Below are 22,369 nucleotides of genomic sequence, written 5' to 3' on the forward strand. Positions count from 1 at the left end.
ATCTATCCCCGGCGCTCCTCGCTCTCGGGAGCTACTCGTTGGCTAGAACAACGCCAGCTGGCGTTTCACCGGGCCGAAGGAGCGACGATGGTCGGGCAGCGGCCCCAGACGCTCCAAAGCGGCCAGGTGCTCGGGCGTCGGGTAGCCCTTGTGGCGGGCGAAGCCATAATCGGGATGGCGCGCATCCAGCGCCACCATGCCGGCATCCCGGGCCACCTTGGCGAGTATCGAGGCCGCCGCGATGGCCGGGTGGCGGGCGTCGCCCTTGACCACCGCCTGGCCGGGGACATGATGCCCGGGCAGCCGATTGCCGTCCACCAGCAGGTACTCGGCCGCGGGCGAGAGGGCGTCGATGGCCCGGCGCATGGCGAGATGTGTCGCGTGGAAGATGTTGAGCGCATCGACCTCGGCCGCCGAGGCCTCGGCCACGGCGAAGGCCAGAGCCCGGGCGCGGATCTCGCCGTCCAGGGCCTCTCGGCGCGGCGCGGCGAGCATCTTGGAGTCGGTGAGGCCGGCGATGGGCCGAGCGGGGTCGAGGATCACCGCCGCGGCCACCACCGGGCCGACCAGCGGACCGCGCCCTACCTCGTCGATCCCGGCCAGCCGGTCGCCGTGGTAATCGATGACCAGCGGTGGCAGCTCGCTTGTCATCATGGCATACCCGCCTGTGCCCGCTCGGGCGCGACGCTTTCCGGGAGCGCCCGGCGCGCCGCAACGGCCTCGATGGCCTCGCAGGCACGGCGACTGGCTCCGCGTTGCAGACCAGCATGCTGCGCGGCGAAACGCGCCTCCAGGGCGGCTCGGCCTTCGGGATCGTCGAGTATCGCGGCAAGCCGGTCGGCGATGGCTTCCGGGGTCGCCGCGTCTTGGATCAGCTCCGGCACCAGGGTCTCACGGGCGATCAGGTTAGGCAGCGAGATCCATTCGGTCTTGACCAGACGCCTGGCCAGCCAATGGGTCAGCGGCGCCATGCGGTAAGCGACCAGCATGGGGCGGTGACAGAGCATCGCCTCCAGCGCCGCGGTGCCCGAGGCCAGCAGCACGGCGTCACTGGCCACCATGGCTTCCCGGGAATGGCCCTCGACCAGGGTCACCCGATCGCGCAACGCCTCACGCTCCCTGAGCAGAGCCTCGAGCTCGGCGCGTCGCGCTGGGGTAGCGGCGGGGATGATTACTCGCAGAGCGGGACGCGCGTGGCACAGTCGCTCGGCCGCCGCCAGGAAGGTTGCCCCCAAAAAGCGGATCTCGCTGGCCCGGGAGCCGGGTAGCAGGGCCAGCAGTGGTCCGCAGGTGTCCAGTCCCAGCGCCTGCCGGGCCGCCTCGCGATCGTTGTCGAGCGGCAGCTCGTCGGCCAGTGGATGGCCGACGAAGGCCACCGGTACCCGGTGGTGAGCATAGAAGGCCGCCTCGAAAGGCAGGAAGGTGAGCATGGCGTCCACGGCCCGTCCGATGCCCCTGACCCGGCCCTGTCGCCAGGCCCAGACGGAGGGGCTGACGTAGTGGACGGTGGGCAGGCCGGCCTCGCGCAACTGTCGTTCCAGGCCCAGGTTGAAGTCCGGGGCATCGATGCCGATCACGATATCCGGCCGCCAGGCCAGAGCATCGCGCCTGAGCGCACGGCGCACCCGAATCAGGCCGGGCAGATGCCGGAGCACCTCCACGAGCCCCATCACCGAGAGGGTCTCCAGGGGCACGCGGCTGTCGATGCCCTCGGCGATCATCCGCGGCCCGCCGATGCCGCGGAAGGCGACCCCCGGATGGCGCGCCTTCAGTTCGCGCATCAGGCCGGCCCCCAGGATGTCCCCGGAGAGTTCCCCGGCGACGAGGTAAACACGTTCAAGCGTCATGTGCGCCCCCTCAGCGCACGATGCCGCGGGTCGAGGCCTCGATGGAGGTCGCGAAGGCCTCGGTCTCGGGCAGCGAGAAGCGTGCGCGAATCTCGGTGAGCGCCTGAGCCACGGTCAGCCCTTGGCGGTAGACCAGCTTGTAGGCCTCGCCGAGCGCCCGGAGTGCCTCGTTGGAGAACCCGCGGCGGCGCAGGCCCACCAGGTTCAGCCCATGGACCTGGGCCGGGTTGCCGTTGATCATCACGTAGGCCGGGGTATCCTTGGTGATGATCGAGCCGCCGCCGGCCATGGCATGCGCGCCGAAGTGGCAGAACTGGTGGATCGCAGAGAGGCCGCCGAGGATCACAAAGTCGCCCAAATGGACATGGCCGGCCAGGGTCACCTGGTTGGCCAGGATGCAGTCATTGCCGATCACGCAGTCGTGACCCACGTGGACATAGGCCATGAACAGGTTGCGCGAGCCGATGGTGGTCTCGCCGCGATCCTGGACGGTGCCGCGGTGCAGGGTGGCGCCCTCGCGGATGACGTTGTCGTCGCCCATCACCAGACGGGTGGGTTCGCCGGCGTATTTCTTGTCCTGGCAGTCCTCGCCCACCGAGGCGAACTGGAAGACCCGGGTACGCTCGCCGAGCACCGTGGGCCCCTTAATCACCACGTGTGGCCCGATGCGCGAACCGGCTCCGACCTCGACATCGGGGCCGATCACCGTGAAGGGACCGACCTCGACATCGTCGGCCAGCCGCGCCGCGGGATCGATGAGGGCGGTGGAATGAATCAAGTGACCTTCCTCTCGGCACAGATGATCTCGGCCTCGCAGGCCAGCTCGCCGGCCACGGTGGCGCGGCAGGCAAATTTCCAGATCCCGCGCTTGCCACGGATCACCCGAGCCTCCAGCGTCAGCTGGTCGCCGGGCATCACCGGCCGCTTGAAGCGCACGTTGTCACTGCCCACCAGGTAGTAGACATAGCCATCGGCGGGCAGCTTGTTGACGGTCTTGAAGCCGAGGATGCCGCAGGCCTGGGCGAGGGCCTCGATCACCAGCACCCCGGGCATGATCGGATGGTGCGGGAAATGGCCATTGAAGAACGGCTCGTTGATGCTGACATTCTTGTAGGCCACGATGACTTCGCCAATGGTGAGTTCCGTCACCCGATCCACCAGCAGGAAGGGATAGCGGTGGGGTAGATACTCACGAATCTCGTTGATGTCCATTACCATCGTAGCGACCTCTGAAATGACAGGTTGCCCGCCCTGTGGAACGGACATGACCGTCGGCGCCGGACCGACGGGCAGGCGGCGATTATACCGCCCTGCGAGCTCGGCTCAACCGCGGCGCCCGACCTTCTCGAGCCTGGCGAGCCGCCGGGCGATGTCATCGAGCTGCTTGAAGCGCACCGCATTGCGGCGCCAATGGGCGTTGTCCATGGCCCCGGTGCCGGAGGAATACACGCCCGGCGCGTGGATCGAATTGGTGACCAGGCTCATGCCGGTGACCTGCACGCCATCGGCGATGGTCAGGTGCCCCGAGAGTCCTACCCCGCCGCCCAGCATGCAGTGCCGACCGACCCGGGTGGAGCCGGCGATCCCCACGCAGCCGGCCAGCGCACTGTGGTCGCCGACCTGCACGTTGTGGGCGATCTGCACCTGGCTGTCGATCTTGACGTCATCACCGATCACGGTATCGCCCAGGGCCCCGCGATCGATGCTCGAACAGCTGCCCACCTCGACGTCATCGCCCAGCACCACTCCGCCGAGTTGGGCGATCTTGTGCCAACGCTCGCCGTCGTGGGCGAAGCCGAAGCCATCGCCACCGATCACGCAGCCACTGTGCAGGATGGCCCGGGCGCCGATCACCACGCCATGATAGACGGTGACATTGGCATGCAGGCGCGAATCCGCGCCGATGAGGGTATCGGCACCCACCACGCTGCCGGCACCGATGACCACGCCGTCGCCTAGCACGACACCCGACTCGACCATGGCCTGAGCCCCGATGGCCACGTTGGCCCCGAGGGTCACGTCGTCGGCCACCACGGCGGTGGGGTGGACCCCCGCCGGAGCACGCCCGACCAGGGGGTCGAACAGGCGCGAGAGCTCGGCATAGCCCAGGTAGGGGTTGTCCAGCTCGAGGCGGTCCACGGGACAGGCCTCGCCATGGGCCGGCGCGAGCAGCACGGCGGCGGCCCGAGTATCCGGCAGGTCCTTGAGGTAGGCGCGGTTGGCCAGGAAGGCCACCTGATCCGGTCCGGCATCGCGGAGCGTGGCCAGGCCACCGACCCGTCGCGTACCGTCACCCTGCAGGCGGGCCCCGAGGCGTTCGGCGAGTTCGGCAAGCGTGAAGGTAGGGGTGTCGTGTGTCATGGGAACCCGATATCCAGAACGTAGGGCCGGCTCAGAAGCGCGAGTCGAGGATCTCGGTCACCTCGCCCGTCAGATCGGGCAGGTCGGCCTCGGCATGCAGTACCCCGTTAGGGTCCACCAGCACCTGGACCTCGTGGCGGTCGATGACCTGCTGGATCGCCTGATCCAGCTTGGGCTCGGCTTCCTGGAGGAACTGCTGCTCGGCCTGCTGGCGGGCCTCTAGCAGCTCACGGCGCAGCTGCTGAAACCGCTGGCCCTTCTGCTGGAGCTCCTGCACGGCCGAGCGGCGCTCGGCCTCGGCCATGACCTCGCCCTCCTCCTGGAGGCGGGCCTGCAGGTCCTGCAACGCCTGGCCCAGCGCCTCGGCTTCCTGCTGCTGGCTGCCGGTCTGGTTGCGGAACTGGTTCATGGAGCGCTGCGCGGCCTCGGTATCCAGCAGCGCGGTGCGCCAGTCCAGCACGGCGACATCGGCGGCCTGGGCCGGCAGGGCGATGATGCCCAGCAGGCCGAGACAGAAAGCGGCGGTCAACGTGCGCATGGATCGGGCTCCTTGAAAAACGAATCAGAAGGTCTGTCCCAGCGAGAACTGGAAGAACTGGGTATCGTCGCCGCTCTTGTCGTTGAGGGGCTCGGCGATGCTGAAGGTCAGCGGTCCTACCGGCGTCAGCCAGGAGAGGCCGACACCGACGCTGTAGCGCAGCTCCCCCAGATCCACCCCCGACTCGCAGCTGGAGCGGTCCTCCTCCAGCACCGGGTAGCAGTCGGTCAGGAAGGTGTTGCCGGCATCCAAGAACAGCGAGCTCTGAAGGGAGCGCTGATCCTCGACGAAGGGCATCGGGAAGAGCAGTTCGGCGCTGCCCTCCATCAGGACATTGCCGCCCAGGGTGCGGTCATCTCCCCTCGAGCCGGCCTGAGGCGTAGTCGCCGGCCCCAAGGTGTTGCCGGTGAAGCCACGTACCGAGCCCAGCCCCCCGGAGAAGAAGTTCTCGTAGAACGGATAGGGATCACCACCGACACTGTCGGCGTAACCGAGCTCGCCGCTGAACTTCAGCCCCCAGGTCTGCTCCTCGTTGAATGGCAGGATCTGGCGCGCCTGAGCCCGCAGCTTGTAGTACTCGGCATCGCTACCAGGGACCGCGGTCTCCAGCGACAGGCGCTGGTAATTGCCGGCGGTGGGCATGATGCCGCGGTTGAGGTCGTTACGGGTCCAGCTGGCGGTCAGCTTGAGGGCCTGGGCATCTTCGCCCTCCTCCTGCACGTAGCGCTCGATCTCCGAGGCCGTGTCGCGGAAGGTCCGGATGGTCAGGTTCTCGGCGCTGGCCCCGAAGTTGAGCCGGGTCAGCTCGTTGATCGGGTAGCCGAAGTTGATCCCGCCGCCATAGGCGTCGGTCGAGTAGGTGGAGATATCAGAGTCCTCGTAGTCGGTCTCGCGGTAGTAGAGGTTGTAGCCGCGCGAGATGCCGCTCAAGGTCCAATAGGGATCGGTGAAGCCGAAGTTGAGGCTGGTGAAGGTATCGCTGCGCTGGGCGCCGATGTTGACCCGATTGCCGGTGCCAAGGAAGTTGTTCTGGGAAAGCGAGGCGCCATAGATCACCCCGGCACTCTGGGAGAAGCCGATGCTCGCCGAGATCGACCCGGAGGGCTGCTCCTCGACGGTGTAGGTGACATCGAGCTTGTCGGGGTCACCGGGCACCGGCTGGGTCTGGACCTCCACCTGCTTGAAGAACCCCAGGCGCTCGAGGCGCTGGCGCGACTGGCTGATCGACTCGGTGGAGGCCGGGGCGCCCTCCATCTGGATCATCTCACGGCGCAGCACCTCATCCTGGGTGGTGGTATTGCCGACGAACTCGATGCGCCGCACATAGGCCCGACGACCGGGGTCGACGCGGAAGATCAGATCGACGGTCTCGCCATCGGCCTGGACCTCCGGGATGCCGTCGACGCTGGCGAAAGCGAAGCCCTCGGCGCCAAGGCGCGCGCGCAGAGCCTCCGACGAGGCGGTGACGTCGCTACGCGAGAAGATTTCGCCCGGCACCACCTCAAGCAGCTCGCGGGCCTCGCGCTCACTGACGCGCAGATCGCCGGCGAAGCGCACGTCACCGAGGCGGTACTGATCCCCCTCGTCGACGTTGACGGTGACGAAGATTCGCGACTTGTCGGGGCTGATCGAGACCTGAGTGGACTCGATGCTGAAGTTGACGTAGCCGCGATCCAGGTAGAAGGAGCGCAGCCGCTCGAGATCCCCCGAGAGTGCCTGGCGGGAGTAGTCGTCGCTGGAGAACCAGCCGAAGAACCAGCCCGGGGTGTCCTCCAGCTCGAAGACCTCGCGCAGAGTCGCATCGTCGAAGGCCCGGTTGCCCACGATGTTGATCTGGCGAATCTTGGCCACCGCCCCCTCATCGATGTCGATGTTGACCTGGACTCGGCCCTCGCCCACCTCCTCGACCGAGGTGTCGATGCGGGCACTATAGCGGCCTTGGGACTGGTAGAGCCCGGCCAGCTCACGCTGGATCTCCTCCAGGGTGGAGAGCTCAAGCACCTGGCCCTCTTGCAGGCCGGCTTGCTTGAGTCCCTCGCGCAGGTCCTCGTCGGGAATCTGGCTGTTGCCCTCGATGTCGAGCCGGACGATGGTAGGACGCTCGACCACCTGGATGATCAGCACGTCGCCCTCCCGGGCCAGGGAGATGTCCTCGAACAGCCCGGTGGCGAAGAGGCGCTCGGCCGCCTCGGCCAACTCGCGCTCGTCGACCCGATCACGGGCATTGACGGGAAAGGCATTGAACACGGAAGCGGCGGAGACCCGCTGCAGGCCCTCGACTCGGATGTCGGAGACATTGAAGGGTTCCGCCAGTGCCGGTCCGGCACCGGCGAGCAGCAGAGCCGCCAGTCCGATGGTCTTGATCTTCATTCAGTCGATTCACTCGCGTTGGTCTGCCTACCCGTCCAGACAGGCACCTTATACATTTGCATACGCCACTGACAAGCCGGCGCCCGGCTACCAGAGCCGCATCAGATCGAAATACAGCGCCATCAGCATCAGGGTGCCGACCAGGGCCAGCCCGATGCGCAGGCCGACCGCTTGGGCATGCTCGGAGACCGGCCGGCCACGCACCACCTCGACCAAGTAGTAGAGCAGGTGCCCCCCGTCCAGCACCGGAATCGGCAGCAGGTTGAGCACCCCCAGACTGATGGAGAGGTAGGCCAAAAAGCCGATGAAGCTCTCCAGGCCGGAACGGGCGGTGTCCCCGGCGATGCGGGCGATGGTGATGGGCCCGGAGAGATTCGACGGCGAGATCAGCCCCACCAGCATCTTGCGGATGGCGTCGACGGTCAGCACGGTCATCTCGCCGGTGCGTCCCACCGCCTGGCCCACCGCAGCCAGCGGACCGTAGCGGACCTCGCGACGGTATTCTTCCGGCCAGTCGACTGCCGCCACCCCAGCCCCGATGTAGCCGATGGTGGCCTCGTCCTCCAGGGTGTTGGCGCGCGGCGTCAGGGAGAGCTCACGCCGTGCCCCGTCACGCGCCACCTCGAGGTCGAGCGTCTCGCCGGGGCTGGCCCGCACGATCTCGACGAACTGCTGCCAGTCCTCGATCGGCCTGCCGTCCACCGTGAGGATCTCGTCGCCGGCCTGGAGTCCGGCGGCGGCGGCCGGCTCGCCCTCGACCACTCGATCGAGCACCGCCGGGATCGCCGGCCGCCAGGGGGTGATGCCGAGGCTCGGCAGCGGCTGGGGCGGATCCTGGCGGACCAGCCAGTCCTGCACGGGCAGGCGATGCTCGCGGGGCTCGCCGCCACCCTCCCGGGTGCTCACCGAGAGGGCCCCGTCGGCGCCGATGGCCGCCACCAGCTTGAGGTTGATCTCCTCCCAGGAGCGCACCGCCTCACCGCGCACCGCGGTGATCTCCTGGCCGGCGGCCAGACCGCCGCGAGCCGCCGGCGAGTCTGGGGCCACCTCACCGATCACCGGCACCACCGTGGTGGTGCCGGCCACGAACAGCGCCCAGTAGGCGACGATGGCCAGCAGGAAGTTGGCCAGGGGGCCGGCAGCGACGATGGCGATACGCTGCCACACCGTCTTGTGGTTGAAGGCGAGATGACGCTCGGCCGGATCCACGGGCCCCTCGCGTTCATCGAGCATCTTGACGTAGCCGCCCAGCGGGATAGCCGCTACCGCGAACTCGGTGTCGTGGCGGTCGCGACGCGACCAGATCGGCTTGCCGAAGCCCACCGAGAAGCGCAGCACCTTGACGCCACAGCGACGTGCCACCCAGAAGTGGCCGAACTCATGGAAGGTGATCAGCAGGCCGAGCACCACGATCACGGCCAGCACGTTCTGGATCAGGCCCACGGCAGTCTCCTCATGATTGACGACAGGGGGAGAGGTTCAGCACCCGGCCAACCAGGCCTGCGCTGTCTCCCGGGCGGCGGCATCCGCCTCCAGGATGGTGCCCAGCTCACCGGCTGGCTCGGCGGGGCGCGCCTCGAGCACCCGGGCCACCAGGTCGCCGATGCCGTTGAAGCCGAGCCGGCCGTCGAGGAAGGCCGCGACCGCCACCTCGTTGGCGGCATTGAGCACCGCCGGTGCAGTGCCCCCCGCCACCATGGCCGCCCGGGCCAGGGGCAGGCAGGGAAAGGCCGTCTCGTCCGGGGGCTCGAAGTCGAGCCGGGCCACCGAAAACAGGTCCAGCGTCTTCACGCCCGCCTCGATGCGCTCCGGCCAGGCCAGCCCGTAGGCGATCGGCGTGCGCATGTCGGGGTTGCCCAACTGGGCGATCACCGAGCCATCGCTGTAGGCCGCCATCGAGTGGATCACGCTCTGGGGGTGCACCACCACCTGCACCTGCGACGGACGCGCGTCGAACAGCCAGCACGCCTCGATGAGCTCCAACCCCTTGTTCATCAGGGTGGCACTGTCCACCGAGATCTTACGGCCCATCGACCAGTTGGGATGGTCACAGGCCTGCGCCGGTGTCACCGCCGCGAGTTCTCGCGCCGACCAGCCGCGGAAGGGTCCCCCGGAGGCGGTCAGCAGCAGTTGGGTAACGCCATGCCGGGCCAGCCCGCCCCGATGCTCGATGGGTAGACACTGGTAGATGGCGTTGTGTTCGGAATCGATGGGCAGCAAGGTGGCACCGCAGCGGGCGACCGCCTCCATGAACAGCGCCCCCGACATCACCAGGGCCTCCTTGTTGGCCAGCAGCACTCGCTTGCCGGCCCGCACGGCGGCGAGCGTCGGCAGCAGCCCGGCGGCGCCCACGATCGCCGCCATGACGGTATCGACCTCGGCGGCCTCGCTCACCTCGACCAGCGCCTCGGCCCCCGCCCGCACCTCGGTGGCCAGGCCGGCCTCGCGCAGGCGCTCGCGCAACCAGGCCGCATCCGTCTCGCGGCTCATGACGGCCTGGGCTGGCCGATGGATACGGCATAGCGCCAGCAGCGCCTCGCGGGAGCGGTGGGCAGTAAGGGCATGCACCCGATAGCGGTCGGGGTGACGGGTGATCACGTCCAGGGTACTGGTGCCGATGGAGCCGGTGGCCCCGAGCACCGTAACCGCCTGGCATCGCAGGGTCGTCGACATGCTCACATGACTCCTGAATACAGCAGGGCGAACAAGGGTACGGCCGCCGTCAGGCTGTCGATACGGTCGAGCACGCCACCATGGCCGGGCAGCAGCTGGCTCGAGTCCTTGATCCCGCGATGACGCTTGAGCATGCTTTCCAGCAGGTCGCCCAGCACCGAGACGAGCGTCACCACCAGGGTCACCACCAGCAGGACCAGCCCCCCGGCCAGTCCTAGCCCCTGCCAGACGGCGAAGACCAGCGCCAGCAACGTGGTCACTGCCAGGCCACCGGCCACCCCCTCCCGGGTCTTGCCGGGACTGACGCGCGGCGCCAGCTTGTGGCGCCCCAGGGCACGGCCGATGAAGTAGGCACCGATATCGGCCCCCCACACCAGCAGCAGCACGAACAGCAGCCAGACCGCCCCACTCTCGCGCAGCACATTGAAGCCGACCCAGGCGGGCAGCAGCACCCAGAGCCCCATGGCCAGGCGCATGCCGGTCGATTGCCACTGGGCCTGGCGGTCGGGGTGGCCGCTCACCCAATAGAGATTGACCAGCCAGCCCAGGGCCCCGAGCCATAGCAGCCAAGGCGACCGGGAGGCACCGGTGGCATACAACAGGGCCATCAGCACGGCCAGTGCGGCCACCGGCAGCAGCCGGCGGAAGGAGGCGGTCAGCCCGGCCAGGTTGGCCCACTCCCAGCCGGCGATCAGCACGATGGCGGCGGTGAACAGCGCGAAGCCACCACCCGAGAGGCCGAACAGCCCCCCCAGGGCCAGCGGGACTAGCCAGGCCGCGGTGGTGATGCGCTGCCTAAGCACCCCGGGCCTCGACCTGCTCGTCGGTCATGCCGAAGCGGCGCTGGCGGCCGGCAAAGTCGGCCAGGGCCGCGTCGAAGGCCTCGGCGCCGAAGTCGGGCCACAGCACCGGCGTGAAGTGCAACTCGGCATAGGCCATCTGCCAGAGCAGGAAGTTGGAGATGCGCTTCTCGCCGCTGGTGCGGATGCACAGGTCCACTGGGGCATCTCCCGACAGGCTGACCTCCCGGTCGAGGGCCTGCTCGTCGATGGCGGAGGGCTCGAGCTCGCCGGCGGCCACCCGCTCGGCCAGCCGCCGCGCCGCCGAGGCGATATCCCAGCGCCCGCCGTAGTTGGCGGCGACCACCAGGTGCAGGCCGGGATTGTCGGCGGTCAACGCCTCGGCCTGCTCGATGTGGCGCTGGATCGCCGTGGAGAAGGCGCTACGCTCGCCGATCACCGAGAGGCGGATGCCATGGCGATGGAGCTTTTTGACCTCCCGCTTGAGCGCCATCAGGAACAGCTCCATCAGGGCATTGACCTCGGTGACGGGACGCTTCCAGTTCTCGCTGGAGAAGGCGAACAGCGTGAGGGTCTCGATGCGCCGCTCGGCGGCACGCCGGATCACGGCGCGCAACGCCTCGACGCCGGCATGATGGCCACGCACGCCGGAGAGACCCTGGGCCCTCGCCCAACGGTTGTTGCCGTCCATGATGATGGCAACGTGGCGCGGCAAGGCCTCCTCGGCAGGGGACGCCGTGGGACGGGAATGGGAAGACTGCGGTGACGTCATGGTGTCTCGCTGGGCGGGTGAGCGGCGGCGGTCCATCGCGGGCGGCACCACCCAGGCGGTGCCGTTGACCATGTCTCAGACCTGCATCAGGTCATGTTCCTTGGACTCGAGCGCCTTGTCGATCTCGGCGATGATGCCGTCGGTCAGCTTCTGGATCGCCTCCTCGGCCTGGTGCTGCTCATCCTCGGTAATCTCCTTCTCCTTGAGCAGGGCCTTGATATCACCGTTGGCATCGCGGCGCACGTTGCGCACCGCCACCCGCGCATGCTCGGCCTCCTGCCGTGCCTGCTTGATGTAGCCCTTGCGGGTCTCTTCGGTGAGCATCGGCATGGGCACCCGGATCACATTGCCGGCGCTGGCCGGATTGAGGCCCAGGTCGGAGGTCATGATGGCTTTCTCGATCTTGGGCACCATGTTCTGCTCCCACGGCACCACGGCCAGGGTGCGGGCATCCTCGACATTGATCGAGGCCACCTGGTTGAGCGGCACCTGGCTGCCATAGTACTCCACGGTCACGGCGTCCAGGATGCTGGAGTGCGCCCGACCGGTACGAATCTTGTTGAAGTTGTGGTGAAGAGACTCGAGGCTCTTCTTCATGCGGTTTGCTGCATCCTGCTTGATGTCGTCGATCACGATCTCACCCTCTGTCAATCAGCGTGCCTTCCTTGCCGCCCACCACCAGATTCAGCAGTGCGCCCGGCTTGTTCATGTTGAAGACCCGTACCGGCATGTCATGGTCCCGCACCAGGCAGATGGCGGTCAAATCCATGACGCCGAGCTTCTGGTCGAGCGCGTCATCGTAGGAGAGCTGCTCATACTTGACCGCATCCACGAACTTGACCGGATCCTTATCGTAGACCCCGTCCACCTTGGTGGCCTTGACCACTACGTCGGCATCGATCTCGATACCGCGCAGGCAGGCCGCCGAGTCGGTAGTAAAGAAAGGGTTGCCGGTACCGGCCGAGAACAGCACCACGTCACCGGAGGTGAGGTAGCGGATGGCGGTACGTCGGTCATAGTGCTCCACCACGCCACTCATGGGAATCGCCGACATCACTCGTGAGCGGATATTGGAGCGCTCCAGGGCATCGCGCATGGCCAGGGCATTCATCACCGTGGCCAGCATGCCCATGTGGTCACCGGTGACCCGCTCCATGCCGGCCTCATGCAGGGCGGCCCCCCGGAACAGATTACCGCCACCGACCACGATGCCGACCTGTACGCCGATGCCCACCAGCTGGCCGATCTCCAGCGCCATGCGGTCCAGCACCTTGGGGTCGATGCCGAATTCCGCGTCGCCGGTCAGCGCCTCGCCGGAGAGCTTGAGCAGGATGCGCTTGTACTTCGACACCTCGGCACGGGTCTTCTCGGGCTTGCTGGGCAGGGAGTGATCGGCACGGGTCATGAGGGAGTCTCCGGGTCTCGACGAATGGGACATGGTGGATGGCCGGAATCACCGGCCGGATACGCGATGGCGTGCGCTTGCGCGCACGCCATCGTCACACTGGAAGCTCTGACTTCAGCTGCGCTTGGCCTGTTCCATCACTTCCTTGGCGAAGTCGACCTCTTCCTTCTCGATGCCCTCGCCCACCTCGAAGCGGGTGAAACCGACCACCTCGCCGCCGGCCGCCTTGACGAACTCGGCGACGGTCTGGTCCGGGTTCTTGACGAACGGCTGCTCGGTCAGGCTGTTCTCGGCCAGGTACTTCTTCAGACGGCCCTGGACCATCTTCTCGGCGATGTTCTCCGGCTTGCCGGCCATGTCCGGCTGGGCCAGGATGATCGCCTTTTCGGCCTCCAGCTTGTCTTGGGGCATGTCCTCGGGACGCGCCACGGCCGGGTTGATGGCGGCCACGTGCATGGCGACATCCTTGGCCACCTCGGCATTGCCGCCCTTGAGCAGGGTCAGCACGCCGATACGGCCGCCGTGGACGTATTCGCCCACCACACCGCCTTCCGGAGCCTCGACCACGGCGCAGCGGCGCACGCCGATGTTTTCGCCGATCTTCTGCACCAGCTGCTCGCGAGCAGTTTCCAGCGCGCCCTCCATCACCGCGGCCACGTCTTCGCTCCTGGCGTCGAAGAAGGCGTCGGCAATCTTCTCGGCGAAGGCCTTGAAGTTATCGTCTCGGGCGACGAAGTCGGTCTCGGAGTTGATCTCGACCACCACGCCGAAGGAGGCGTCTTCGGCGACGCGAGTCACCACGGCGCCTTCGGCGGCCGTGCGGCCGGCCTTCTTGGCGGCCTTGAGCCCGGAGCTCTTGCGCAGGTTCTCGATGGCGACTTCGATGTCACCACCGGCTTCGGTGAGTGCCTTCTTGCACTCCATCATGCCGAGCCCGGTACGCTCGCGCAGTTCCTTCACCTGGGAGGCGCTGATCGCTGCCATGGTAGTGTCCTCTGAATGGTTCGACCTAGGGGTTGGGGACCGAGCATGCAGCCCGGCGGCATCCGGTGCCCGCCCTGGCGAGAAAAGGGGGCCGAGGCCCCCTTCCGCCTGACCGGCGGTGGCCACCCTGACGGGCGGCGCACTGGCCGGCCCGGACGGGTCGACGATCACTCGGCGGCGGCGGCGTCGCCCTCGCTGGCCTCGGTGACCTCGACAAACTCGTCCGGACGCCCTTCCTTGGCACGGGCGCAGGCATCGGCGATGGCCTTGACGTAGATCTGGATGGCACGGATGGAGTCATCGTTGCCGGGAATCACGTAGTCGACGCCGTCCGGGTCGGAGTTGGTATCGACCACGCCGATGACCGGGATGCCCAGCTTGTTCGCCTCGTTGATGGCGATACGCTCGTGGTCGACGTCGACCACGAACAGGGCATCGGGCAGGCCGCCCATGTCCTTGATGCCACCCACGGAGCGCTCGAGCTTCTCCTGCTCGCGGGTCGCCATCAGCACTTCCTTCTTGGTCAGCTTGTCGAAGGTGCCGTCCTGGTGCATCGCCTCGAGTTCGGCCAGGCGCTTGATGGAAACGCGGATGGTCTTGTAGTTGGTCAGCATGCCGCCGAGCCAGCGATGGTTAACGAAGGGCTGGCCCACGCGGGTCGCCTCTTCCTTGACGATCTTGCTGGCGCTACGCTTGGTGCCGACGAACAGGATCTTGTTGTTCGCGGCCGCCATCTTCTCGACCACATCGATGGCCTCGTTGAGGGCCGGCAGGGTGTGCTCGAGGTTGATGATGTGGATCTTGTTGCGAGCGCCGAAGATGAACTTGCTCATCTTCGGGTTCCAGTAACGGGTCTGGTGACCGAAGTGAGCGCCTGCCTTCAGCAGGTCACGCATGTTGACGTGTGCCATGGATGACTCCTGGAAAAATCGGGTTAGGCCTCCATGCACCCCATGGATCCGACCGGCGGGATGAACCGACGGCACCCGGGACCATGTGCCGGTGCATGTGTGTTTTCAAGGCGTTGCGTTGGTTCGAACCTTCCCGCGGGGGTCGACGCCCCGTCGGATGGCCCCGACGGCTCGGCGATTGCAGGAAAGCGCGCAGCTTTATACCATGGATCCCCTTCGAGATGAAGTCGCCAGAGGTCGACGCCTGCCGGCACCGGCGCTACCACCCCCTGATCCGAGACCCCATGAACGTACCCATCAAGACGCCCGACGAGATCGATAAGATGCGCGAGGCCGGTCGTCAGGCCGCCAGCGTGTTCGAAATGCTCATCCCCCATGTCCAGGCCGGCGTCAGCACCGGCGAGCTGGACCGCCTCTGCCACGACTACATCGTCGACGAGCTGGGTTCCACCCCGGCCCCGCTCAACTACCACGGCTTTCCCAAGTCGATCTGCACCTCGATCAACCACGTGGTGTGCCATGGCATTCCCGATGACGCCAAGAAGCTCAAGCGGGGCGACATCATGAACATCGATATCACCGTGAAGACCGCCGACGGCTATCACGGCGATTCGAGCATGATGTTCGTGATCGGCGAGACCATCCAGGGCGAGCGCCTGTCGCGCATCACCCAGGAGTGCCTCTATCGGAGCATCGCCCTCGTCCGACCCGGCGTCCGCCTGTCCGAGTTGGCCCGGGCGATCCAGCGTCACGCCGAGGCCAACGGCTACTCGGTGGTCCGGGACTTCTGCGGCCATGGCATCGGCGCCGGCTTCCATGAGGATCCGCAGATCCTCCACTACGACGGCTATGCCCCCGAGGCCGACATCGCCCTCGAGGAAGGCATGTGCTTTACCATCGAGCCGATGATCAACGTCGGCGACTACCGCACCAAGGTCCTGCGCGACGGCTGGACCGCGGTGACCAAGGACAGGAGCCTGTCCGCCCAGTGGGAACACACCCTGCTGGTCACCGCGACCGGGGTGGAGGTGCTGACCGCCCGGCAGGACGAAGACCTCTCCTTCCTCGAACGCTGAGCCGGCCCATGCTGCTGCACCACTATCGCTTCGTGCCCGACGAGACGCTGTTCGATGTCGAGGCCTTCCGCGCCGAGCTGACGGGCAGCCGCTCGCCGATCGCGCCCTTCAAGGCGGCCCTGCGCGAGATCCAGGCCCGTCTCGACGAACGCTTCCGCGCCGGCGCCGATATCCGCGACCTGGTGCACGGCCGTGCCTGGTGCCTCGACCAGCTACTGGCGGTGGCCTGGGCACAGCATGACTGGCCCGACGAGGGCATCGCCCTGCTTGCCGTGGGCGGCTATGGCCGTGGCGAGTTGCACCCGCATTCCGACGTCGACCTGCTGCTGCTGCTTAAGGACGATGACGATACCCCCTACCGGGAGCCGCTGACGGCCTTCATCACTTTCCTGTGGGACATCGGCCTGGAGATCGGCCACAGCGTTAGGTCACTCAATGACTGCGAGCGCGAGGCCAAGGCCGATGTCACGGTGATCACCAACCTGATCGAGTCGCGCACCCTGGCCGGCTCGGCGCGGCTACGCCAGGCCATGAACGCGCGGATCGCCACCGATCACCTGTGGCCTGCCGATCGCTTCTTCGAGGCCAAGTGGCAGGAGCAGATCGCTCGCCATTACCGTTTCAACAACTCCGAGTATCACCTGGAACCCAACATCAAGAGCTCTCCCGGGGGACTTCGCGACATCCAGATGATCGGCTGGGTGGCCAAGCGCCACTTCGGCACCCAGCATTACGAGGACATCGTTGCCAACGGCTTCATGAACGATGCCGAGCTGCGCATCCTCAGCCAGGGTCAGGCCTTCCTGTGGCAGGTGCGCTACGCCCTGCACATGCTCACCGGTCGTGCCGAGGACCGCCTGCTGTTCGATCACCAAGCCACCATCGCCGAGCTGTTCGGCTATCACGACACGCCCGAGCGCCTGGCTGTCGAGCAGTTCATGAAGCGTTACTATCGTCATGTGACGGCGCTGGCCGGCCTCAACGACATGCTGCTGCAACACTTCGACGAGGCGATCCTGCATGCCGGCGAGGCGCTCGCCACGGTACCGCTCAATCCGCGCTTCGAGATCAAGGGCGGCTACATCCAGGCACGCTCGCGCGGGGTGTTCCGAGAGTCGCCCTCGGCGCTGCTGGAACTCTTCCTGCTGATGGCCGAGCATCCCGAGATCGAAGGGGTACGCGCCGCCACCATCCGCCTGATCCGCGACCATCGCCACCAGATCGACGACCTCTATCGCAGCGACCCGCGTCACCAGCAGCTGTTCATGGCCTTGCTGCGTTCCAGCGGCAATGTCGCCCGCCAGCTGCAACGCATGAACCGCTACGGCGTGCTCGGCAAGTACCTGCCGGAATTCGGCCAGGCGGTGGGCCTGATGCAGCATGATCTCTTCCACATCTACACCGTGGACGCCCACACCCTGCGCCTGCTCAAGTGCCTCCATGGCTTTCGCAAGCCGGAGGGGCGCGAGGAGTTCCCGGTGGCGGCGGCGCTGATCCACCAATTGCCCAAGCTGGAGCTGCTGTGGATCGCCGGGCTGTTCCATGACATCGGCAAGGGCCGCGGCGGTGACCACTCGCTGATCGGTGCTCGAGACGTGGAGGCCTTCGCCGAACGCCACGGCCTGTCGCGTCGCGATACCCGGCTGGTGAGCTGGCTGGTGGAACATCACCTGCTGATGTCGATGGTGGCGCAGAAGCGTGACATCAGCGACCCGGACGTGATCGCCGACTTCGCCCGCGTGGTGCGCGACGAGACACAGCTGGATTACCTCTACGTGCTGACGGTGGCCGACATCAATGCCACCAACCCCACCCTGTGGAACGGCTGGCGTGCCTCGCTGCTACGCCAACTGCATTCCGCCACCAAGCGGGCCCTGCGTCGCGGCCTGGAGAACCCCCTGGAGCGGGACGACTGGGTCCGCGAGACCCGCAGCGAGGCCCACTCCCTGCTCGCCGTCATCGGCGTCGACATGGACCGGGTCGACCGGCTCTGGGAGTCGCTGGGCGAGGACTACTTCCTGCAGTATGCGCCCAGCGAGATCGCCTGGCAGACCCAGGGCATCCTCGCCCACCAGGGCAGCGAGCTGCCGCTGGTGCTGATCAGCGCCCCCACCGAGGACATGGCCGAGGGTGGCACCAAGGTGTTCATCCATACCCGCTCGGTGGACGACCTCTTCGCCGCCACTTCGGCGGCCATGGAGCAGTTAGGGCTATCGATCCACGATGCCCGCATCGCCACCTCAAGCAACGACTGGACGCTGAACACCTTCATCGTGCTCGACGACCGGGGCCAGGCGATCCGCGACCCGCAGCGCATCGAGGAGATCCACCGCCACCTGGTGGAGGAACTCGACGACCCGGACGACTACCCGCAGATCGTCAGCCGTCACACCCCGCGCCAGCTCAAGCACTTTCGTGTGCCCACCGAGGTGGCCATCGAGCAGGATCCGGCCAACGAGCGCACCCTGCTCGAGCTCACCGCCCCCGACCGGCCGGGCCTGCTGGCCCGGGTAGGACGCATCTTCATGGAGCAGGACATCGCCCTCTCGGCGGCCAAGATCGCCACCCTGGGCGAGCGGGTCGAGGACGTCTTCTTCATCACCGATAAGCGTGGCGCCCCGCTGACCGATCCTGACCGCCAGCAACGGCTGCGCGAACGCCTGGTCGAGGTCCTCAGCGTGACCGGCTAGGCGTCGCCAGCCAGGCAGGCTCTCTGGGTCGGGCGCAGGCGCCCACACGCCGGTCCGGGGACACCGCGTTTGAGGCCATCCCGGGGCTTCCCTATAATCGCTGTCTTGCCTCACGACAACGACAGCACGCTAACGACGCCCGATGGCCTTGCGCTTCGGGTGCGACTGGACGCCCATGAACCCCGACCTCGATGCCCTGCACCCCTACCCCTTCGAGAAACTCGCCGCGCTGAAGGCCGGCGTGACGCCGCCCGAAGGGCTTTCGCACATCCCGTTGACCATCGGCGAGCCGCAACATGCCCCCTACGCCGCCGCCCTGGAGGCGCTCCACGCCCATCAGGGAGAATTCGTCCGCTACCCGGCCACCGCCGGGACACCCGAGCTGCGCCGCGCCATCGCCGCCTGGGCGAGCCGCCGCTTCGCGCTCAAGGCGCTGGATGACGACCACCAGGTGCTGCCGGTCAACGGCACCCGAGAGGCGATCTTCGCCTTCGTCCAGGCGGCGCTCGACCGCACCCGTCCGGCCCGGGTGGCGATGCCCAACCCCTTCTACCAGATCTACGAGGGCGCCACGCTGCTCGCCGGCGGCACGCCGCTCTACCTGGATTGCCGGCCCGAGACCGGCTTCCGGCCGGATCTCGACGCCGTGCCGGCCGAGACCTGGCGGGACGTCCAGCTGGTCTTTCTGTGCTCGCCGGGCAACCCTACCGGAGCGGTGACGCCCCTGGCCGACTTCGCGCGACTGATCGCGCTGGCCGACGAGTTTGATTTCCTCATCGCCTCCGACGAGTGCTATTCGGAGCTCTACCTGGACGAGATGGCACCCCCGCCCGGACTGCTCCAGGCCTGCGCCGAGCTCGGTCGCCACGACTACCGGCGCTGCTTGGTGTTTCACTCGCTCTCCAAGCGCTCCAACCTGCCGGGACTGCGCTCCGGGTTCGTGGCCGGCGACGCCAAGCTGATCGCGCCCTTCAAGCGCTACCGCACCTATCATGGCTGTGCCATGTCGCTGCCGGTGCAGCACGCCGCCATCGCCGCCTGGCACGACGAAGCGCACGTGTGTGTCAACCGCGAGGCCTACCGCGCGAAGTTCGCTGCGGTGACCGAGATCCTCGCCCCGGTGATGGACTTCCCCGCGCCCGAGGCGGGCTTCTACCTGTGGCCGGCGGTGCCGGGCGGCGACGACGAGGCCTTCACCCGGGCGCTCTACGCCGAGCAACACGTCAGCGTGCTGCCCGGCCGCTACATGGGCCGTGACGGCGTCGATGGCGTGAACCCCGGCGCCGGACGGCTGCGCCTGGCGCTGGTGGCCGAGGCGGATGCCACCGCCGAGGCCGCCCGCCGCCTCCGCCGCTTCGTCGAGAGGAGGGCCTGATGCCGACGCTCTACGTGATCAAGAGCTGCGACACCTGCCGTCGCGCCCGTCAGGCCCTGGAGGCCAAGGACCTGGATTACCGACTGCACGACCTGCGCAAGGATGGCCTATCGGCCGATCTGCTCGCTCACTTCCTCGCGCACGTCCCGATGACCACGCTGCTCAACAAGCGCAGTACCACCTGGCGACAACTGGATGACGGACAGAAGGCCGGGCTCGATGACGCCGACGCCCGCGTGCTGCTGCTCGCCTACCCCACTCTGCTCAAGCGCCCGCTGCTGGATACCGGCGAGACGCTGCTCGTCGGCTATCGCGATGGCGATTACGACTCACTCTAGGCGGCCATTCCGCCCCTTCCCACCTTCCAGAGGACACCTCCCATGCTCAGCTTTGCACTCGGTATCGGCACCCAGAACACCCAAGGCGACTGGCTGGAGATCTACTATCCGGCACCGCTGATCGATCCCGACACTCGCCTGACCGACGCCGCCGCCAAGGTGCTCGACGCCCCGGCTGGCAACGCCGCGGTGAGTTTCCTGCCGGAGCACTGCGCCGAGCTCGCCGCCGCCCTGAAGGCCGCGGGACACGCGGAGCAGGCGGAACTCGCCGAGTCCCTGGCGGCGAGCCAGCGCCCGCTGGTGGCCACCTTCCTCAGCGAGGACCTGCCACCCCAGAGCGCGCCGGAGGTCTACCTCAAGCTGCACCTGCTCTCCCATCGTCTGGTCAAGCCGCATGGCGTCGACCTCACCGGGATGTTCGGCCTGCTGCGCAACGTCGCCTGGTCAAGCGAAGGCCCGATCGACATCGAGGAACTACCGGCGCGCCGCCTCAAGGCCCGCCTCGAGGGCAGAGCGCTGTCAGTGGATTGCGTCGACAAGTTCCCCAAGATGACCGACTACGTGGTGCCGACCGGCGTGCGCATCGGTGATACCGCGCGGGTGCGCCTGGGCGCCTACCTAGGCGAGGGCACCACCGTGATGCACGAGGGTTTCGTCAACTTCAACGCCGGCGCCGAAGGCCCCGGCATGATCGAGGGCCGCATCTCCGCCGGCGTCATGGTCGGCAAGGGCTCGGACCTGGGCGGCGGCTGCTCCACCATGGGCACCCTGTCCGGCGGCGGTAACATCGTCATCAAGGTCGGCGAGGGCTGCCTGATCGGCGCCAACGCCGGCATCGGCATCCCGTTGGGTGACCGCTGCACCGTGGAGGCGGGCCTCTACATCACCGCCGGCGCCAAGGTCACCCTGCTCGACGACCAGGGCCAGGTCGCCGACACCGTGGCCGCCCGGGAGCTGGCCGGCCAGGATGACCTGCTACTGCGCCGCAACTCCCAGAACGGCCGCATCGAGTGTCTGACCAACAAGAGCGCCATCGCGCTGAACGAGGCGCTGCATGCCAATGACTGAGGCCCTGTCCCCGACGCTCGAGCTCGCCTTCGAGTTGATCCGGCGGCCCTCGGTGACGCCGGACGACCTGGGCTGCCAGGCGTTGATGATCGAGCGCCTAACGGCACTCGACTTCCGTGTCGAGCGCCTGCCCTTCGGCGACGTAGAGAACTTCTGGGCCACTCGCGGCCACCACGGCCCGCTGCTGGCCTTCGCCGGTCATACCGACGTGGTGCCGAGCGGTCCCCATGTGCACTGGACTACTCCCCCTTTCGAGCCCTGCATCGACGAGGCAGGCATGCTGCGCGGCCGCGGTGCCGCCGACATGAAAGGTAGCCTGGCCGCGATGGTCACCGCCGTGGAGCGTTTCGTGGCGAGCCACCCGAACCACCACGGCCGTATCGGTTTTCTGATCACCTCTGACGAGGAAGGGCCGGCGGTGGACGGTACCCGCGCGGTGGTCGAGCACCTGCGCGAGCACCACGACCGACTCGATTACTGCATCGTCGGGGAGCCCTCCTCCACGGACCACGTGGGTGACGTGATCAAGAATGGTCGGCGAGGCTCGCTGGGCGGCGTGCTGCACATCAAGGGGGTACAGGGCCATGTGGCCTACCCCCACCTGGCCCGCAACCCCATCCACCAGGCCATGCCGGCCCTGGACGCCCTGGTCCGCGAGCACTGGGACGGCGGCAACGCCTTCTTTCCCGCCACCAGCTTCCAGGTCTCCAACCTCCGCGCGGGCACCGGGGCCACCAACGTCATTCCCGGCGAGGTGGAGGTGGTGTTCAACTTCCGCTTCTCCACGGAGGTGACCCACGAGAGGCTGAAACAGCGCACCGAGGCGATCCTCGATGCCCATGGCCTGGACTATCACCTCGACTGGACGCTCAATGGCGAGCCCTTCCTCACCGCCGAGGGTGAGCTGGTGGACGCTGCGATGAGCGGGGTCGAGCAGGTGATGGGGCACCGCCCGGTGCTCTCCACCAGCGGGGGCACCTCGGACGGGCGCTTCATCGCCACCCTGGGCAGCCAGGTGGTGGAACTCGGCCCCTGCAACGCCACCATCCACCAGGTGAACGAGCGAGTACGCGCCGCCGACCTCGACGAGCTCAGCCGGGTCTATGAGGCGATCCTCGCGAAACTCTTCATCAACGGCTCGGCCCAGCCCTGAGGCACCCC

The 22,369-nt window shown here is 67.4% G+C and carries 21 protein-coding genes; 6 read left to right on the plus strand and 15 right to left on the minus strand.

Annotated elements, in window-relative coordinates; translation table 11 throughout:
- Positions 1–42: 42 nt before the first annotated feature.
- The 15 genes from rnhB to rpsB form a co-directional block, all read right to left on the minus strand.
- Positions 43–654 (minus strand): ribonuclease HII, encoded by a 612-nt coding sequence (rnhB, locus tag FHR94_RS11750; protein WP_183325920.1) that lies wholly within the window; start codon positions 652–654, stop codon positions 43–45.
- Entirely contained in the window at positions 651–1,847 is a 1,197-nt protein-coding gene (lpxB, locus tag FHR94_RS11755; RefSeq protein ID WP_183325921.1) for a lipid-A-disaccharide synthase, read from the minus strand. Before lpxB ends, rnhB begins: the two co-directional genes overlap by 4 nt.
- A gap of 10 nt (positions 1,848–1,857) precedes the next feature.
- Positions 1,858–2,625, minus strand: coding sequence for an acyl-ACP--UDP-N-acetylglucosamine O-acyltransferase (gene lpxA / locus FHR94_RS11760; RefSeq protein WP_183325922.1), 768 nt, complete (start codon positions 2,623–2,625; stop codon positions 1,858–1,860).
- Positions 2,622–3,065 (minus strand): 3-hydroxyacyl-ACP dehydratase FabZ, encoded by a 444-nt coding sequence (gene fabZ / locus FHR94_RS11765; RefSeq protein WP_183325923.1) that lies wholly within the window; start codon positions 3,063–3,065, stop codon positions 2,622–2,624. The genes lpxA and fabZ overlap by 4 nt, the downstream gene beginning before the upstream one ends.
- A gap of 105 nt (positions 3,066–3,170) precedes the next feature.
- A complete protein-coding gene (gene lpxD, locus FHR94_RS11770) occupies positions 3,171–4,208 on the minus strand; it encodes a UDP-3-O-(3-hydroxymyristoyl)glucosamine N-acyltransferase (protein WP_183325924.1) in 1,038 nt (345 codons plus the stop codon).
- A 31-nt stretch (positions 4,209–4,239) separates the two neighbouring features.
- Positions 4,240–4,746: an OmpH/Skp family outer membrane protein gene (locus FHR94_RS11775; protein ID WP_183325925.1), complete on the minus strand. Its 507-nt coding sequence runs from the start codon at positions 4,744–4,746 to the stop codon at positions 4,240–4,242.
- A gap of 24 nt (positions 4,747–4,770) precedes the next feature.
- A complete protein-coding gene (gene bamA / locus FHR94_RS11780; RefSeq protein ID WP_246389937.1) occupies positions 4,771–7,116 on the minus strand; it encodes an outer membrane protein assembly factor BamA in 2,346 nt (781 codons plus the stop codon).
- Between the two features lie 87 nt (positions 7,117–7,203).
- On the minus strand, positions 7,204–8,559 hold the full coding sequence (rseP, locus tag FHR94_RS11785) for a sigma E protease regulator RseP (RefSeq protein WP_183325926.1): 1,356 nt from the start codon (positions 8,557–8,559) through the stop codon (positions 7,204–7,206).
- Positions 8,560–8,595: 36 nt separating this feature from the next.
- Entirely contained in the window at positions 8,596–9,789 is a 1,194-nt protein-coding gene (gene ispC, locus FHR94_RS11790; protein ID WP_183325927.1) for a 1-deoxy-D-xylulose-5-phosphate reductoisomerase, read from the minus strand.
- A 2-nt stretch (positions 9,790–9,791) separates the two neighbouring features.
- Positions 9,792–10,592, minus strand: a complete 801-nt coding sequence (locus tag FHR94_RS11795) for a phosphatidate cytidylyltransferase (RefSeq protein WP_183325928.1) — start codon at positions 10,590–10,592, stop codon at positions 9,792–9,794.
- Complete coding sequence (gene uppS, locus FHR94_RS11800) at positions 10,585–11,361, minus strand: polyprenyl diphosphate synthase (protein WP_183326010.1); 777 nt, start codon at positions 11,359–11,361, stop codon at positions 10,585–10,587. Before uppS ends, FHR94_RS11795 begins: the two co-directional genes overlap by 8 nt.
- Positions 11,362–11,436: 75 nt before the next feature.
- Entirely contained in the window at positions 11,437–11,994 is a 558-nt protein-coding gene (gene frr, locus FHR94_RS11805; RefSeq protein WP_183326011.1) for a ribosome recycling factor, read from the minus strand.
- Positions 11,995–11,998: 4 nt separating this feature from the next.
- The gene (gene pyrH / locus FHR94_RS11810) at positions 11,999–12,766 is read right to left on the minus strand and encodes a UMP kinase (protein WP_183325929.1); all 768 of its coding nucleotides are present in this window, start codon (positions 12,764–12,766) and stop codon (positions 11,999–12,001) included.
- A 114-nt stretch (positions 12,767–12,880) separates the two neighbouring features.
- Complete coding sequence (tsf, locus tag FHR94_RS11815; protein WP_183325930.1) at positions 12,881–13,750, minus strand: translation elongation factor Ts; 870 nt, start codon at positions 13,748–13,750, stop codon at positions 12,881–12,883.
- A gap of 167 nt (positions 13,751–13,917) precedes the next feature.
- Positions 13,918–14,661: a 30S ribosomal protein S2 gene (gene rpsB, locus FHR94_RS11820; protein WP_183325931.1), complete on the minus strand. Its 744-nt coding sequence runs from the start codon at positions 14,659–14,661 to the stop codon at positions 13,918–13,920.
- Positions 14,662–14,945: 284 nt separating this feature from the next.
- Here rpsB and map point away from each other — a divergent pair, with 284 nt between their 5' ends.
- The 6 genes from map to dapE all read left to right on the plus strand — a co-directional run bounded on the left by map (position 14,946) and on the right by dapE (position 22,361).
- A complete protein-coding gene (gene map, locus FHR94_RS11825; RefSeq protein WP_183325932.1) occupies positions 14,946–15,737 on the plus strand; it encodes a type I methionyl aminopeptidase in 792 nt (263 codons plus the stop codon).
- Between the two features lie 8 nt (positions 15,738–15,745).
- Positions 15,746–18,427, plus strand: coding sequence for a [protein-PII] uridylyltransferase (locus FHR94_RS11830; RefSeq protein ID WP_183325933.1), 2,682 nt, complete (start codon positions 15,746–15,748; stop codon positions 18,425–18,427).
- Positions 18,428–18,602: 175 nt separating this feature from the next.
- A complete protein-coding gene (dapC, locus tag FHR94_RS11835; RefSeq protein ID WP_183326012.1) occupies positions 18,603–19,802 on the plus strand; it encodes a succinyldiaminopimelate transaminase in 1,200 nt (399 codons plus the stop codon).
- Positions 19,802–20,140 carry a Spx/MgsR family RNA polymerase-binding regulatory protein gene (locus tag FHR94_RS11840; protein WP_183325934.1) on the plus strand — a complete coding sequence of 113 codons (339 nt, stop codon included), beginning with the start codon at positions 19,802–19,804 and terminating at the stop codon, positions 20,138–20,140. Before dapC ends, FHR94_RS11840 begins: the two co-directional genes overlap by 1 nt.
- 42 nt (positions 20,141–20,182) lie before the next feature.
- Entirely contained in the window at positions 20,183–21,208 is a 1,026-nt protein-coding gene (gene dapD / locus FHR94_RS11845) for a 2,3,4,5-tetrahydropyridine-2,6-dicarboxylate N-succinyltransferase (protein WP_183325935.1), read from the plus strand.
- Positions 21,195–22,361 carry a succinyl-diaminopimelate desuccinylase gene (gene dapE, locus FHR94_RS11850; protein ID WP_183325936.1) on the plus strand — a complete coding sequence of 389 codons (1,167 nt, stop codon included), beginning with the start codon at positions 21,195–21,197 and terminating at the stop codon, positions 22,359–22,361. Before dapD ends, dapE begins: the two co-directional genes overlap by 14 nt.
- Positions 22,362–22,369 lie beyond the last annotated feature (8 nt).

The organism is Halomonas cerina (genome assembly GCF_014192215.1).
Classification (GTDB): Bacteria; Pseudomonadota; Gammaproteobacteria; order Pseudomonadales; family Halomonadaceae; genus Halomonas; species Halomonas cerina.